This window comes from Microcystis ichthyoblabe FBCC-A1114 (assembly GCF_050500245.1).
Lineage (GTDB): Bacteria > Cyanobacteriota > Cyanobacteriia > Cyanobacteriales > Microcystaceae > Microcystis > Microcystis ichthyoblabe_A.
Genome location: NZ_CP191408.1, coordinates 1,609,675 through 1,624,308, shown reverse-complemented (window position 1 = coordinate 1,624,308; position 14,634 = coordinate 1,609,675). Strand labels below are relative to the sequence as shown.

The following is a 14,634-nucleotide window of genomic DNA, read 5'->3' as shown; positions in this document are numbered from 1 at the left end:
TTGCCTATTGCCTGTTCTCATACATAGCCCATACTCAACGGATTTAGTATAACAGTGGACTTGTTGCATAATTAATTTTCCAGAGTTCAAAAATGGGAAAAATAGCCATGAGGTAACAATAAAAGAGCAACAGAGGTGATGGTTTCGTCGGTTGTGCTTGTTAAAGGTATCTTGCTTATACTACACTTGTAACACTAATAGGTTTAGTATTCGGGAGAAAAAATTATGCGGACAATCACACGCACCACCACTACCGAGATGGAAGTCACCAGCATTCGTCTGGAAAGAGTCCTCAAAGACAAGCTGAAAGAGATTTCTGGCAATCAAGGTTATCAAGCACTCATTCGTGATGTCCTATGGAATTTCGTTCAGCAGAAATCAGGAGATTATCGACCTCAGTTTTGTGCTGGTGATATAAGGGCAGTATTTAACGCTACAGCTAGAAAAAATGAGATTTGCGCTCTTACAGGCAATTTAATCCCCGCTAATGCAACAATGTTGTTAGGTTTGACCATCCATGGCGATTTAGTCCCGTTGAGTATGGATAGTTATACCAATTTAAAATAAGTTTGAGTAGGGTGGGGCAAAATCCAGTATAGTTAGTCCTCACCCAAGGGAGATGGGAAGTGGGAATTATAAATTTAAATTATGAATTATGAATTGAGAGGTGGGGGGTTTTTTGCCGTGAACAGTGAACTGATAACCGATAACCGATAACTGATTACTGATTAATGATGACTGAAGCGATTTTACGAGTGGTTTTAATCAATCCGCAAATTCCGCCAAATACGGGTAATATTGCCCGTACTTGCGCCGCAACGCGGACAGAATTGCATTTAGTAGGTCCCTTGGGTTTTGAAATTAGCGATCGCTATCTGAAGCGGGCCGGCTTAGATTATTGGCCCCATGTAAAACTCATGTACCACTTGACAATAGATGATTTCTGTGCATATCAACAAAAGAGCGGCGGAAGGGCGATCGGGTTTACCGTGCGCGGCAGCAGCAGTTATGTGGAATACAGCTATCAAAGCGGAGATTGGCTACTTTTTGGCAGTGAAACCGACGGTATTCCAGCAGATTTATTAAATAAGTGCGATGACACGGTTTATATTCCCATGGCAGAACCGGGGGTGAGAAGTTTAAATCTTTCCGTTAGTGTGGCGATCGGATTATTTGAGGCCAGACGACAATTGGGATTTATTCGTTAGCGGGATATTTGGCTATATAAACAGAGCAAATAAACTAAATTGAGCAAAAAATCAGAAAATTGCTTTTATTTAGCTCATTTTTGACCATATCAGGAAAAATAGAGATCGCAGTCAATTTTGTCCGTAATAACAGCAAGAAATTATGTGGATTATCCTAGAGCAAATTAATTGTTGCTCCTTGTTAATTACATAATTTATTGAAAATAAAAAGGCAAGATGAGGCTCATGAATATCTTCGACCTTTCTCGAAAACATTTTGGCAATCTACAGCTTTTTAATCGGCAAAAATCCACCTCTGGCTTAACTCAAGTCGAGATGTTAGTTACCCTAATTTTATTAGGAATTCTCTTAACCATTGCCCTTTCTGTTTATCATCGTTTAATGGCTTGGATTCGCTTAAATATCGCCACCTTTGAAATATCACAACATTGGAAACATACCCGTTATCAAGCCACGGGAGAAGGTTCTGATCCCCTATCTTTGTGCATGGCAGAAAATGAAACCCAACAGATTAAAGTGGCAAAAGTGCAAGGGGACAAATGTGAAAATGTCACCGATTGGACTCCCATCACTCGCGGTGTTAGCATCGATACTGATAATTCTACCCTACGCCGAGTTAGTGGACCTGTGGGTAATCAAGGTAAAATTTATCGCGCTAGTTGGGCCGATACAAGGGGGGGTTTAGGAGGTTCTTGGGGACAGTTGGGCAGAATTACTTTAGTTGCTTCCGGTACACCCGACAAACGCTGTTTATTTTTATTCCGTGTTGATGGTAGTTGGGATATTCGCAAAGATAATAGATGTGTGGGTTAAAGCTGATTTAAAACTAGGGAATCAGGCGATCAATTTGTTGAGCTAAATCAAAATCTAAGTTACTCAAACCTCCCACGTCATGGGTAGTGAGGGAAAGAGTGACGCGATTGTAATTGATAGTAATATCAGGATGATGGCCTAGGGATTCAGCCGGAGTAACTAAACGATTAACAAAAGCGATCGCTTCGATAAAATTGTTAAATTTAAAAGTTTTTTCAATCCGTTGATCTCGTAACTGCCAGCCCGGGATAGTCTGTAATTGTTGGGAGATTTCTCGATCAGATAAACGAGTAGCGGGTAAAGAGAGGACTAATTCCCCAGTTAACCCAATCATGAAAGCGATCGCTATTGCTAAGAATTGCTTCAACATTGAAGACGCTCCCGTAGTTGTGGTGAGCAGAAAAAGTGATCGATCGGGAGAGCATAAGCCCAAAATCTAACATAAAATCCAACATTAAGAAACACATTACACCAAAATATCGAGAGAGCCAGGCTCAAAAATCTAGAATCCTGACTGATAGCCTTTCTGGGGGGAAACTTAAACGGTTTTCAGTCCGTCTGGGATTACACTAGAAAATACTCACTTATTCGATCGAGCCGTTCATGATTATTTCCGTCGTAGCACTGAAGGGAGGGGTCGGGAAAACCACCACATCGATTCATTTGGCCGCCTATTTTCAAGAAAAAGCGCCCACCTTATTGATTGATGCGGATAAAAATCGTTCGGCTCTCCATTGGTCCCGGGAAGACACCCTTCCTTTTATGGTAGCGTCCCAAGCTGGAGCGACGGGACTGGTGAAACAATACACTCATATTATCGTCGATACCCAGGCCCGGCCGGAGCCAGACGAGTTAAAAGATTTAGCTCAGGGCAGCGATTTATTAATCCTACCCACCACTCCCAATCATCTAGATATCGATGTCACCATTAAAGCGGCAGAATTGCTGTCCACGATGACCGATAATTATCGAGTTCTTTTAACCCAAGTGGATTCACGGACAAAAACAGGACGGGAAGCGCGGAAAGCTCTAGAAGAAGCAAAATTACCGCTATTTAAGCGAGAAATTCCCCGTTTAGTCGCTTTTGAACGAGCGGCCGAAAAGGGAGTCATCGTCAAAGATTATCCCGACCCCCGGTCCAATTTCGGTTGGCTTTGTTACCAAGCGGTCGGTAAAGAAATTTTTGCCCTCATGACATAAATTGTTAAAAAAGTTAATATTAACATTTGTGTCATTTTCCCCCGAAAAGATACTTAATCTGCATGGGGACTTTTTGTAATCTTCCGTTAAGTGTTCACTCCTAAATCCGTAAAGTCTGAGACAATCAAAAAAGTCTGACTGTAGGAGAACCCTCTATGAAATTGGCCTATTGGATGTATGCGGGTCCCGCTCATATTGGCACGTTAAGGATCGCCAGTTCCTTTAAAAATGTTCATGCTATCATGCACGCTCCTCTGGGAGACGATTATTTTAACGTCATGCGCTCGATGTTGGAAAGGGAGCGTAATTTTACCCCCGTCACTGCTAGTATTGTCGATCGTAATGTTTTAGCCCGGGGTTCCCAAGAAAAAGTCGTCGATAATATTGTTCGCAAAGATCGCGAAGAAAGTCCCGATTTAATCGTTTTAACCCCCACCTGTACCTCCAGTATTCTCCAAGAGGATTTACAAAACTTTGTCGAAAGAGCGCGACAGGATGCCCAAGGAGATGTGCTGCTGGCCGATGTCAACCACTATCGCTATAATGAACTACAAGCGGCCGATAAAACCCTCTATCAAATTATCAAGTATTATCTCGATAAGGCCCAGAGAAAAGGGGAAATTATCTCCCAGAAAACCCCTAAACCTTCGGTTAATATTATTGGTATTACCACCCTCGGTTTCCATAACCAACATGATCGCACGGAATTAAAGCGGTTAATGGCAGATTTGAACATTGAAGTTAACGAAATTATCCCCGAAGCTGCTTCGGTGGACAACTTAAAAAATCTGCCCCGCGCTTGGTTTAATCTGGTTCCCTATCGAGAAGTGGGATTAATGACAGCCAAATATCTCGAAAGTGAATTTGCTATGCCCTACGTTGATATTACCCCCATGGGAGTGGTGGAAACAGCACGCTGTATTCGCCAAATTCAAGAGGTAATTAATGCTCAAGGTGCGGCAGTAGATTACGAAGATTTTATCAATGAACAAACTCTGCATATCTCCCAGGCTGCTTGGTTTTCTCGTTCCATCGACTGTCAGAATTTAACCGGGAAAAAAGCGGTGGTTTTTGGTGATAATACCCACGCAGCCGCTATGACAAAAATTCTCGCCAGGGAGATGGGAATTCATGTGGTTTTAGCGGGGACTTATTGCAAGTATGATGCCGATTGGTTCCGGGAACAAGTGAGTGAATATTGCGATGAAGTGTTAATTAGTGATGATAATGGGGCGATAGGGGATGCTATTGCTCGATTAGAACCAGCGGCGATATTTGGTACTCAAATGGAACGTCACGTCGGCAAACGTTTAGATATTCCCTGTGGAGTAATTGCCGCACCTATTCATATCCAAAATTTCCCCCTCGGTTATAAACCTTTCTTAGGTTACGAAGGCACTAATCAGATCGCCGATTTGGTCTATAATTCCTTTACTTTGGGTATGGAAGATCACCTATTAGAGATATTCGGTGGTCATGATACCAAAGAGGTAATTACTAAAGGTATTTCGGCAGATTCTGACCTAAATTGGAATAAGGAAGCTACGGTAGAATTGCAGAAAATACCCGGTTTTGTGCGCGGGAAAGTCAAACGAAATACCGAAAAATTTGCCCGGGAGCGAGGTATTGGTGAAATAACTTTAGAGGTAATGTATGCCGCTAAAGAATCCGTAGGAGCTTAATCATTTCTTAGGGCTGAAAGTTAACAGCATTCAGCCCTTTTTTTTAGTTATTTACTTAATCCCTGAAGTATTTTTTCCTCTACTCCTTTCCCCTGAATTAACACTCCAAATCCTCCTAAACCGGTGGGATTGATTAATTGATGTAGGGCATCTCGACGCTGAAATATAGTTAATATATCGATTTTTCCTTGAGAAAGTTGATTTAATCTATCCCCCAATCCCAAAGCCATTAAAAATAATCCTTGCTGAGTAAAACCGAGATTTTTTAAGCCTAATTTCTCCCCTTGACGTTGTAAAGCAGTAAAATCCACATGAGTGGTAATATCTTGTTCTCCCACCCACAAATAAGGATGATCATGACGCTGGTGTTGTCGATAACATTGTAGGGTTCCTTGACTTCTTTGGGGATGATAATATTTTTCGGCAGTGTAACCGTAATCTATGGTTAAGATATAACCTCGATCGAGTTTCCGATTAACCGTTTCTAACCAGTCTAAAGCTAATAAATTTACCTCGGTTTGATAACCCTCCGGATAAAGTGGGGAGGGAATATTTATCCCCACTAAATCAAAATAGTCTTTGATTCTGTCGGTGGATAAATCTGCGATAATCTCCTGAAAAGGTTCCCCCAATCCCAGATAAATTTCTCGTAATTCTCCCGACTCAATCACAACTCGATGGACAGGAAAAGCATCGATTAATTCATTACTAAACACACAACCCACAAGGGAATTATCGGCTAAATTCGGCCAACTTTGCCAAGATACCGGGGAATATCCCGCTAAAGTTGCCCGTTGTCTTTCCCTGAGTTTCTGAGATTGTTCGATAATTATATAACTGAGATTTTGATAAAAATCAGCATAGCTATCACTTAAATAATCAAGGATATCCTTCGCTAAAATCCCCGAACCTGCTCCCACTTCCACTAAAGTAAATCCAGGCGAATTGCCCAAAAATTCCGCCATCTCGACAAATTGCTCTGCCAACAATTGGCCAAAATCTGCCCCTAGAGACGAGGAAGTAAAAAAATCTCCTTTTGAGCCAATTTCTACTTTTCCAGAGGTGTAATAGCCATAATCAGGGTGATAGAGAGCTAAATCCATCCAGCGATCAAAGCTAATTCGACCCGCTACTGATTGTTTAATTTCCTCTAGGATGATTGCTTCTAAATTCATCTTGATCGGGGAATTATGAATTATGAATTATGAAATGGGAAGTGGGAATTAGGAAGTGGGAATTAGGAAGGGTGCATCTAACATTTGCAAAAATACCGACAATCAGCAATTATCAGTGACTCTTAAATTATTACAGACGTATCAGCAGCTGCGTGTAAGCATCCCACCGAAAAACTAATGCGCGGGGGTTTGGGGGCGGCGCCACGCCCCCAACGGGGGGTTTGGGGGGTAGAACCCCCCAAAGGCTTGGATTGAGTGATAAAATCGAAAGTAACGCCCAATTTTAGCCGAGAGTTTCCCCGTAAAAATCCCAACTTGGTAGATTTACAAAAATTAACTTAAAACTTACATCTGATAACTGATAACTGATCACTGATAACTGATTTCCTCTCCCGCATGATAGGAACTGCGGACTAGGGGGCCAGATCTAACCTGAGAAAACCCCATTTTTTGGGCAATTTCTCCCAACTCGCTAAATTCTGAGGGAGTCCAATATTTCTGTACGAGCAAATGTTCCAGAGAAGGACGCATATATTGACCAATAGTAACTCGATCGCAGTCGATCGCGCGTAAATCTGCCAAAGTCTCGATAATTTCCTCTTTTGTCTCACCGTGACCGACCATTAAGCCAGATTTAGTCGGAATTGAGCGATCGATTTCCTTAACATAACGCAAAACCGCCAAAGAGCGATCGTATTTAGCCCCGCGTCTAACTGGTCCTTGCAAACGGCGCACCGTCTCGATATTGTGATTGTAACAGGCAGGTTTTGCCCCTACCACCGTCGCCACCCGTTCCTGTTGACTTCCCTTACCTCCAGCAAAATCCGGGGTTAACACTTCAATTAAAGTGTGGGGATTGAGTTCGCGAATGGCTGTCATCGTCCGCACGAACCAACTGGCTCCGCCGTCTTCCATATCATCTCTGGCTACAGAAGTCAAGACAACGTAACTTAAATTTAACAATTGCACCGCTTCCGCCACTTTTTGCGGTTCCTCCACATCGAGAGGCATGGGTGCATGACCCTTATCCACTTGACAAAAAGCACAGGACCGGGTACAGGTGGGACCCATCAACAAAAAAGTCGCCGTACCTTGGGCATAACATTCGCCGCGATTGGGACAGCGACCCTCCTCGCAGATAGTATGAATGTTCCTTTGTTTGATAATGCGCTGAACCGTGGAAATTTCGCTAGATTTGCCGAGTGAACGCCGTAACCAAGCGGGTAAAGACGTAATTTCCTCGCGCCACTGTGGGGGTATATTGGACATGAGAAGTTAACTAATGTTGGGGGTTGGGGATTCCAGTTATCAGTAATCAGTGGGGAGAGGGGACAAGGGAGAGAGACGACCGACTCCCCAAAACGAAAACTTTTGATCTCACCCTTAAGATAACTGTCATAAGCTGAGAAAGCGAGTCAAGATCATTGTTAATCAAAAAGGAAACTTGGGCAATGGGACGACGGCAACGGGGAAAAATTTTCAATCTGGTCCTTCAAGGATTGGCAGGTTGCCTCTTGGTTAGTATATTTGTTCTTAATTCCCTGCCATCCCTAGGCCAAAATTTTCTAGTTCCATTTGTATCTCCCACGGGGACAAGGATTTTTGTAGCCGGGGATATAGAATATGCTTCCGTGCATCTAGATGGATTTGCCTTATTTCAGATTGCCTCCCAAGATTTTACCGCTTCTGAGTCCCGGGAACTCTCCCCGGTAGAAAGACGGGCTAGGCGCATTGAGAGGGGCTTAAATAATATTATCAATCGGGGTTTCGATCCGACAACCCTGCAAGTAAGTACGGCGACTCTCAATAATTTAACCGTGATTGTGGCCAAGGATAACCAGAAGTTACCGCAACAGGTAATTCTGACAGTAACAGAAGTTGATGCCCTGATCGATTCTTCTTCGGTTGGCGATTTAGCGGACAGATGGGTTAAAATCATCCAAACAGCTTTGCTCCAAGCTTGGCAAGAACGTCAGCCCGCCCCTCGTCGGCAACAGGTAATTACTGCCACTATAATTATTTTGGGGCTAACTTTCTTAAGCTGGGTATCAATTTGGTGGCAGAGACACCTAAGAAATCGCTTTAATCTCCTCAAAAAACAAGCTAAAAGGCAATCCGATCAAAATTTACCCATAAATTCCCCCCCCAGAAAAGATCGCTCCCAAGAGCCGATTTTAGCCGCTCTAGGAGATTCCTCTAATTTCCGTCAACAGGCTGATATTCAGCGACAACTAACGCTAAATATTCTCTGGAAAAGACTGGCTCTTATTGGACTGATACTGCTTTGGTTTGCCGGAATAGCGGCGATTTTGTATGTATTTCCCGAAACTAGGCTAGAAGGACGCGGAATAATCCGTATTCCTTTACAGATTTTTATCATCTGGTTGCTGATGACATCAGTGAGCAATATGGTTAATCTCTACGTTAATTCCAGACTACGCGAGTGGGTAGAGGAAGGAGCGGTTTTTTCGGAAAATTTGGAAAGGAGGATTCTCCGCGCTCCCACTTTATTAGAAGTTTGGCGAGAAATTATCACATTTATCGCTATTTTTCTGGGAATTTTGATTTTTTTCAGTTGGATGGGTCTTTCTTTCGCCTTTTTACTCACGGGAGCCGGTTTAGTGGGAGCATTGCTCACCTTTGCCTTTCAGGATCTTTTAAAAGATTGGATTAACGGTTTTCTGATTGTCTTTGAAGATCAATACACCGTCGGTGATATGGTCCAGTTTCAGGAGTTTATTGGTTTGGTGGAAAATATGAGTTTGCGAGCGACTCAATTGCGGGCTGCCGACGGACGTTTAATCACTATTGCCCATAACCAAATTATCACCGCACACAACCTCAGTAAAGATTGGGCGCGGGTCGATTTTACCATCGAAGTCGCCTATCAGACCGAGCCAGATCTGGCGATCTCTTTAATGGCAGCCATCGCTGAAAATATGGCTGTAGATCCACAATGGCAAGAAGATATCATCGATCCCGTGCAGGTTGCTGGTGTTAGTCGGGTTTCTCACACGGGGATGGAAATTATGCTCAGAATTGTCGTCAAAAGATTACGACAATGGGACATAGAAAGAGAGTATCGTCGTCGTCTAAAAATTGCTTTTGAGGAGAAGGGAATTCACATCGGTATTCCCCAACAAAGTTTCCTGATAGCACAAGATAGAGAGGAATTCAAGGGACAGTTTTAAAGGGGAGTGATACTAAATCCTGTTTAAAAGGTATAGGAGAGTGGGGTGTGGGGATAAGGGAGAAACAATTCATAACTTGAGAGTTAATCACACTATTAAAAACGGATTTGTTATCAGTGCAGTTATCACTCCGCGTCCTGTAGGGGCGAAGCATTCGGATAGAAAATCTACGGTTTCACCGATAGGTTAGGGACTTGCGCTTTGATAATGTACCTTTTGGGCGAACGCAGTTCGCCCCTACATTGTGGACAAAATCCGTTACTGTAGGGGCGCAAAGCTTGCGCCCTCCGATCGATTGGGATATTATTCCCACGCAAGTCCCTTATTGCCCGAATGCTTCGCCCGTACTTTTTGCCGCAAACCCTAAGTAGAAAATTGCCGTCTTTTCACTGATCACTGATCACTGATTACTGTTTGGTAGATTTAAACTAGGTTAGGATAGCTAACCTAACCTAGAAAATTTTTAGGAAGCTAAGGCTACCTCGACTATTTGTTGTAGTTCCCCATTTTGATAGAGTTCGATCATAATGTCGGAACCGCCAATAAACTGACCGTTGATATAGACTTGGGGAATAGTCGGCCAATTGGAATACTCCTTAACTCCTTGTCTTAACTCCTGATCTTGGAGAATATCGACAGTTTCGTAGGAAACCCCCAGAATATTGAGAATTTGTATGACGTTATTCGAGAAACCACACTGAGGCATTAATTTATTGCCCTTCATGAACACAAGAACTTTGTTATTCTGGATTAATTGATCGATTCTGGCCTTAGTTTCGGGTGTCATAGGTCTAGTAGCTAGAATTTGAGCAAGAATAGCCAATCCTGAGACGTGGCATATCCTATCAGTTTAGCACAAGCCGTTGGGATAGCCTTAAAAAGGAAGGTCTTCGTCCTCCTCCAAACTATCTAAAATTTCGTTAACATCAGGTCTCCCGCGCACGATAGTCATATTTTCCAGAGACTTATTAACTTTAGTTTCTGCGGCCGAATTTTCTGGCAGTGAATAACCCATATTGACCAGTTCACCATCAAAAGATTTCGCTAACTTTTGAGCGGCTGCCAAAATTTCGCTAACATCGACATCTTGATCTAATGTCTCTAAAGATGAATCAAAATTTAAGATTTTTTGGGGCAGTTCTGTGCTAGAAGTTTTTGGGTTTCCCGACGCGGTGATCTTTGCTTCTTTTTTATCGATAATTGCTTCTTTGACTGGAGGAATATCCACCGCGGTCATAACTTTATTTTCGAGAGTTATTGGTGGGGTTGGTGCGGTTTCTGGTGGTGGTTGTATCCTGGCCGCTGGGGATGGGGAAACTTCCGCAGCCATGGCAGCAGTGGCGGAACCTACCTGTAAATGGACTTTAATCCGGCGCTGAAAAACTGCCTCGAAAGCTGACTCAATATTAGTCAATCGTAGCCGGGCCATTTTTAATAATTGTTCCGAAGATATGCTTAAATAAGCACTCGATTCTTCCATATTAAAAAGACTGCCATGCTGACGTAGGAGAGTGCGAGTAGTGGGGGGTTCCATTACTTCTAAAACCTGCTGCCAAATTTGTTCATGATTGTCATCACTGGTAACAGTTTTAACCTCAGTTTTCGGCACTGCGACGCTAGTTGTCGGGGTGATAACTGGCGGTTTTATCGGTTCATTAACCGGCGCCGGTGCTGTGATCACTTCCGGGGGCCTCTCGGCGCTGGTTTGGGGACGGGAAGGCGCTACCGTGGCAACTAGCGGAATCACCTGTGCTTGCGGTAACAGTCCTAATAGAGTAACTTCTAACCAGAGACGGGGTTGAGTGGTGTTTTTTAGTTGCGTTTCGCTGTCTTTAAGCAGTTGTTGACCGCGGAGAATTTCCTCTAAAGACCAAGTACGCGCTTCCTTACACAAATCCTGCCAAGTGGGAGCAGTGACAGCCACCATTTCTGGACGATTAGGGGCGGTTTTGGCTAAAAGTAGGTTTAAATAGAATCCCGCTAGATTTTGCAAGACGATTAAAGGTTCCTTCCCGCGATTCATCAGATGGCGACATTGTTCGATAACTTGATCGGGAATATTGCTATGAATGACTTTAAGTAGGGTTAAAAGGTCTCTTTCGGGGACTGCACCGACCAAATCCCAGACTCGCTCGGCCGTAATCGTTCCTGCGAGTAAACTTAATTGATCAAGAAGACTTTCGGCATCGCGTAAACCACCGTTAGCGATCTGAGCCACTAGGGTTAATGCTTCTAGGTTAATATCGATCGCTTCTATTTGGGCGATTTTTTGCAGGTGTGCCACCATCGCATCGAGAGCAATACGGCGATAATCAAAGCGTTGACAACGGGAGATGATAGTAGGCAAGACACGCTGAGGATCGGTGGTAGCAAGCACAAAAATCACTCGATCTGGCGGTTCTTCTAGAGTTTTCAGCAAAGCATTAAAGGCCGCCGTACTGAGCATATGGCATTCATCAATGACATAGACTTTATAACGACATTGGACGGGGGCAAATTGCGATCGCTCGATAATTTCCCGAATGTTATCCACACCGGTATTACTAGCGGCATCAATTTCGATCACGTCTAAAGCGGAACCATTGGCGATCGCTTGACAGACGGAACACTTACCGCAGGGAATCGGTGTCGGATGGTCACTAGACAGACAGTTAAGGGATTTGGCTAAAATTCGCGCCGAGGAGGTTTTCCCCGTGCCTCTGGGTCCAGTAAATAGGTATGCAGGAGCGATTCGCTCACTGATTAAGGCATTACTCAGGGTCGTGGCGATCGCTGATTGTCCCACCAAATCGGCAAAGGTTTGGGGACGATACTTATGATGTAGAGGTTCGTAGGTCATGACTGGCTGAAAACTTTTTCCGCACCCTAGAGACTACTATTATCCTATGCCGATTCTTTTTCAACACGAGAACAAGTGTATGCTTTTTATCTAGCCAGTTGTAATGCGCGATTTGCATCACAAGAATGGCAATTTAGCTAAGGCTTCTAATAAATTGTATTAATAACTACAATTTTGCCGAGAAAATCTGCCGACTATCTTAGTATGCCTAAAGACAGCGCCACTAATCAGACCAACTGCTTATGACTGAATCTACAAAAACCCAATGTCCTTACTGTGGAGTAGGTTGTGGTTTGACAGTCACCCCCCCCGCGTCGGCCGGACAAGCATGGAAAGTCTTCGGGGACAAGTCCCACCCCTCCAGTCAAGGTATGGTCTGTGTTAAAGGGGCCACCGTAGCGGAATCAATCGATAAAAATCGCCTCAAAACCCCGATGATCCGCGATTCTCTCCAAGAGCAATTCCGTCCTTGTACCTGGGAAGAAGCCCTCGATCGCATCGTTAACCGTATCCAAACTCTAATCGCTCAGGGGGAAAAGGAAAGTATCTGTCTATACGGTTCGGGACAATTTCACACCGAAGATTACTACATCGCCCAAAAACTGGTCAAGGGCTGTCTGGGAGTCAATAACTTTGATGCTAATTCCCGTCTTTGTATGTCTTCGGCCGTGGCCGCTTATCGGGACAGTTTCGGGTCCGACGGTCCCCCCTGCTGTTACGATGACCTAGAATTAACCGATTGTGCCTTTCTGGTGGGGACAAATACGGCCGAATGTCACCCCATCATCTTTAACCGTCTGCACAAGTATCTCAAAGGTAACAAAGAAGCGAAATTAATCGTCGTTGATCCCCGCCGGACAAAAACCGCCGAGGCCGCTAATCTCCACCTCGCCATTAACCCGGGGACCGATATTGACCTATTTAACGGTATTGCTCACCTGTTACTGAATTGGGGTGCGATCGATACCTATTTTATCGATAAATGTACCCGAGATTTCCCCAAATACGCCGAAATTATCCGCCATTATCCCCCGGAAATCGTCGCCCCTAAATGCGGTATCCCCATCGAGGATTTAGAAAAGGCTGCCCGCTACTGGGCCGAATCGAAAAGAGTCCTTTCCCTTTGGTCGATGGGTATCAATCAATCCAGCGAAGGCACGGCCAAAGCCCGCACTTTAATCAATTTACACTTAATGACGGCTAATATCGGTAGGCCGGGGGCTGGTCCTTTTTCCCTAACGGGACAACCCAACGCCATGGGAGGACGGGAAGCCGGCGGCCTCTGCCATCTTCTCCCCGGTTATCGTTCCGTCAAAAATCCCCAACACCGGGCCGAAGTGGAACAAGCTTGGGGTTTACCTGCTGGTCGGATTTCTCCGGTCCCCGGTCGCGATGCTTGGAGTATGATTACTGGTTTGGAGACGGGAGAGGTCAAACTTCTCTGGATTGCCGCCACTAATCCGGCCGTTAGTATGCCTGATCTAGAACGCACCAAGGCGGCCCTGTTAAAATCACCTTTTACTATCCATCAGGATGCCTACTATCCCACGGAAACCAGCGCCTATGCCCATTTATTACTGCCAGCAGCCCAATGGGGCGAAAAAACGGGAACAATGACCAATTCTGAGCGCATGGTGACTTTAAATAAGGCTTTTCGCCCTCCCGTTGGTCAAGCTAGGGCCGACTGGCAAATTTTTGCCGAAGTCGGTCGCCGTTTGGGTTTTGAGGCACAATTTAATTTTCAGGATTCGGCCGAGGTATATTCCGAGTTTGCCCGCTTGACCTATAAACGTCCTTGTGATATGACAGGGATTAATTATGAGCGCCTGGCCGAGACTCCCCGACCGTGGCCCGATTCCATCGATGAAATTTCCGCCCCTAAAACCGCTAATTCCGGGGAATTACTAGGGAATTTAGTTAAAGATCACGATAAAAGCGAAAAAACAGCCGCAAAACGCCTTTATACCGATGGTAAATTTAATACTGCCGATGGTCGTGCTGTTTTCGCCGCCTACCACAGTAAAGGTCTAGCGGAACCCCCCGACGATGATTATCCCCTAGTGTTGACCGTGGGGCGTTTGTACGGTCACTGGCACACCCAAACCCGCACCGGCCGCATCGAGAAAATTGTCAAAATGCACCCCGCACCTTTTCTGGAAATTCATCCCCAAGATGCGGCAAAATTGGGCATAGAAGTTGGGGAATGGTTGGAGGTGCGTTCTCGTCGCGGTTCTGCCCGTTTTCCGGCTTTAATTACCAAAGCAATTGCTCCTAATTGTGTCTTTGTGCCGATGCACTGGGGGGCCCTATGGGCAGAAAATTCTGAGGCCAATAGTCTCACCCATCCGGCCGCTTGTCCGATTTCCCTGCAACCAGAATTAAAAGCTTGTGCTGTCAAATTAATCCCGTTAAAGTCTTTAGTTAATGCCGAATTATCTCCCAGTCAATTTCTGGCAACTCCTTAATCAAATTTGGCTTTCCCTTTGGTTACTTTTGTAATACCAATTCTCCACAATCTGATAGGTA

13 protein-coding genes are annotated in these 14,634 nt (G+C 44.5%); 7 read left to right on the top strand and 6 right to left on the bottom strand.

The window, feature by feature from the left end; translation table 11 throughout:
- Positions 1 to 225: 225 nt before the first annotated feature.
- The 3 genes from ACQY1Y_RS07905 to ACQY1Y_RS07895 all read left to right on the top strand — a co-directional run bounded on the left by ACQY1Y_RS07905 (position 226) and on the right by ACQY1Y_RS07895 (position 2,021).
- A complete protein-coding gene (locus ACQY1Y_RS07905; protein WP_103111406.1) occupies positions 226 to 567 on the top strand; it encodes a hypothetical protein in 342 nt (113 codons plus the stop codon).
- A 167-nt stretch (positions 568 to 734) separates the two neighbouring features.
- Positions 735 to 1,208 (top strand): tRNA (cytidine(34)-2'-O)-methyltransferase, encoded by a 474-nt coding sequence (locus ACQY1Y_RS07900; protein ID WP_430014320.1) that lies wholly within the window; start codon positions 735 to 737, stop codon positions 1,206 to 1,208.
- 225 nt (positions 1,209 to 1,433) lie between these two features.
- Positions 1,434 to 2,021, top strand: coding sequence for a prepilin-type cleavage/methylation domain-containing protein (locus ACQY1Y_RS07895; protein ID WP_430014319.1), 588 nt, complete (start codon positions 1,434 to 1,436; stop codon positions 2,019 to 2,021).
- Between the two features lie 13 nt (positions 2,022 to 2,034).
- Here the strand turns inward: ACQY1Y_RS07895 and ACQY1Y_RS07890 are convergent, their stop codons facing one another.
- Complete coding sequence (locus ACQY1Y_RS07890) at positions 2,035 to 2,391, bottom strand: 4a-hydroxytetrahydrobiopterin dehydratase (RefSeq protein WP_004162302.1); 357 nt, start codon at positions 2,389 to 2,391, stop codon at positions 2,035 to 2,037.
- A 233-nt stretch (positions 2,392 to 2,624) separates the two neighbouring features.
- On the opposite strand from ACQY1Y_RS07890, the gene ACQY1Y_RS07885 reads away from it, so the two are divergent.
- Together ACQY1Y_RS07885 and bchB are read left to right on the top strand one after the other, a co-directional pair.
- The gene (locus ACQY1Y_RS07885) at positions 2,625 to 3,221 is read left to right on the top strand and encodes a ParA family protein (protein ID WP_002740297.1); all 597 of its coding nucleotides are present in this window, start codon (positions 2,625 to 2,627) and stop codon (positions 3,219 to 3,221) included.
- A gap of 155 nt (positions 3,222 to 3,376) precedes the next feature.
- Complete coding sequence (bchB, locus tag ACQY1Y_RS07880) at positions 3,377 to 4,903, top strand: ferredoxin:protochlorophyllide reductase (ATP-dependent) subunit B (protein ID WP_430014318.1); 1,527 nt, start codon at positions 3,377 to 3,379, stop codon at positions 4,901 to 4,903.
- A gap of 47 nt (positions 4,904 to 4,950) precedes the next feature.
- Here bchB and ACQY1Y_RS07875 read toward each other — a convergent pair whose 3' ends face one another.
- The 3 genes from ACQY1Y_RS07875 to lipA all read right to left on the bottom strand — a co-directional run bounded on the left by ACQY1Y_RS07875 (position 4,951) and on the right by lipA (position 7,347).
- Positions 4,951 to 6,078: a class I SAM-dependent methyltransferase gene (locus ACQY1Y_RS07875; RefSeq protein ID WP_069475370.1), complete on the bottom strand. Its 1,128-nt coding sequence runs from the start codon at positions 6,076 to 6,078 to the stop codon at positions 4,951 to 4,953.
- A gap of 122 nt (positions 6,079 to 6,200) precedes the next feature.
- Positions 6,201 to 6,392: a hypothetical protein gene (locus ACQY1Y_RS07870; protein WP_159250034.1), complete on the bottom strand. Its 192-nt coding sequence runs from the start codon at positions 6,390 to 6,392 to the stop codon at positions 6,201 to 6,203.
- 55 nt (positions 6,393 to 6,447) lie between these two features.
- Positions 6,448 to 7,347: a lipoyl synthase gene (gene lipA, locus ACQY1Y_RS07865; RefSeq protein ID WP_103111402.1), complete on the bottom strand. Its 900-nt coding sequence runs from the start codon at positions 7,345 to 7,347 to the stop codon at positions 6,448 to 6,450.
- A 182-nt stretch (positions 7,348 to 7,529) separates the two neighbouring features.
- Between lipA and ACQY1Y_RS07860 the strand changes: the two genes are divergently transcribed.
- Positions 7,530 to 9,269, top strand: a complete 1,740-nt coding sequence (locus ACQY1Y_RS07860) for a mechanosensitive ion channel family protein (RefSeq protein WP_430014655.1) — start codon at positions 7,530 to 7,532, stop codon at positions 9,267 to 9,269.
- A gap of 463 nt (positions 9,270 to 9,732) precedes the next feature.
- Here the strand turns inward: ACQY1Y_RS07860 and grxD are convergent, their stop codons facing one another.
- Complete coding sequence (gene grxD, locus ACQY1Y_RS07855; protein ID WP_002739803.1) at positions 9,733 to 10,056, bottom strand: Grx4 family monothiol glutaredoxin; 324 nt, start codon at positions 10,054 to 10,056, stop codon at positions 9,733 to 9,735.
- 87 nt (positions 10,057 to 10,143) lie between these two features.
- Complete coding sequence (locus tag ACQY1Y_RS07850; protein WP_430014317.1) at positions 10,144 to 12,108, bottom strand: DNA polymerase III subunit gamma/tau; 1,965 nt, start codon at positions 12,106 to 12,108, stop codon at positions 10,144 to 10,146.
- Between the two features lie 242 nt (positions 12,109 to 12,350).
- Here ACQY1Y_RS07850 and ACQY1Y_RS07845 point away from each other — a divergent pair, with 242 nt between their 5' ends.
- Positions 12,351 to 14,573 (top strand): molybdopterin oxidoreductase family protein, encoded by a 2,223-nt coding sequence (locus tag ACQY1Y_RS07845; RefSeq protein WP_430014316.1) that lies wholly within the window; start codon positions 12,351 to 12,353, stop codon positions 14,571 to 14,573.
- Positions 14,574 to 14,634: the final 61 nt, after the last annotated feature.

Excerpts from the sequence above, each read along its gene's own strand:
- ACQY1Y_RS07905 (WP_103111406.1), top strand. The coding sequence starts at position 226 with ATGCGGACAATCACACGCACCACCACTACCGAGATGGAAGTCACCAGC.
- ACQY1Y_RS07900 (WP_430014320.1), top strand. The coding sequence starts at position 735 with ATGACTGAAGCGATTTTACGAGTGGTTTTAATCAATCCGCAAATTCCG.
- ACQY1Y_RS07895 (WP_430014319.1), top strand. The coding sequence starts at position 1,434 with ATGAATATCTTCGACCTTTCTCGAAAACATTTTGGCAATCTACAGCTT.
- ACQY1Y_RS07890 (WP_004162302.1), bottom strand. The coding sequence starts at position 2,391 with ATGTTGAAGCAATTCTTAGCAATAGCGATCGCTTTCATGATTGGGTTA.
- ACQY1Y_RS07885 (WP_002740297.1), top strand. The coding sequence starts at position 2,625 with ATGATTATTTCCGTCGTAGCACTGAAGGGAGGGGTCGGGAAAACCACC.
- bchB (WP_430014318.1), top strand. The coding sequence starts at position 3,377 with ATGAAATTGGCCTATTGGATGTATGCGGGTCCCGCTCATATTGGCACG.
- ACQY1Y_RS07875 (WP_069475370.1), bottom strand. The coding sequence starts at position 6,078 with ATGAATTTAGAAGCAATCATCCTAGAGGAAATTAAACAATCAGTAGCG.
- lipA (WP_103111402.1), bottom strand. The coding sequence starts at position 7,347 with ATGTCCAATATACCCCCACAGTGGCGCGAGGAAATTACGTCTTTACCC.
- ACQY1Y_RS07860 (WP_430014655.1), top strand. The coding sequence starts at position 7,530 with ATGGGACGACGGCAACGGGGAAAAATTTTCAATCTGGTCCTTCAAGGA.
- grxD (WP_002739803.1), bottom strand. The coding sequence starts at position 10,056 with ATGACACCCGAAACTAAGGCCAGAATCGATCAATTAATCCAGAATAAC.
- ACQY1Y_RS07850 (WP_430014317.1), bottom strand. The coding sequence starts at position 12,108 with ATGACCTACGAACCTCTACATCATAAGTATCGTCCCCAAACCTTTGCC.
- ACQY1Y_RS07845 (WP_430014316.1), top strand. The coding sequence starts at position 12,351 with ATGACTGAATCTACAAAAACCCAATGTCCTTACTGTGGAGTAGGTTGT.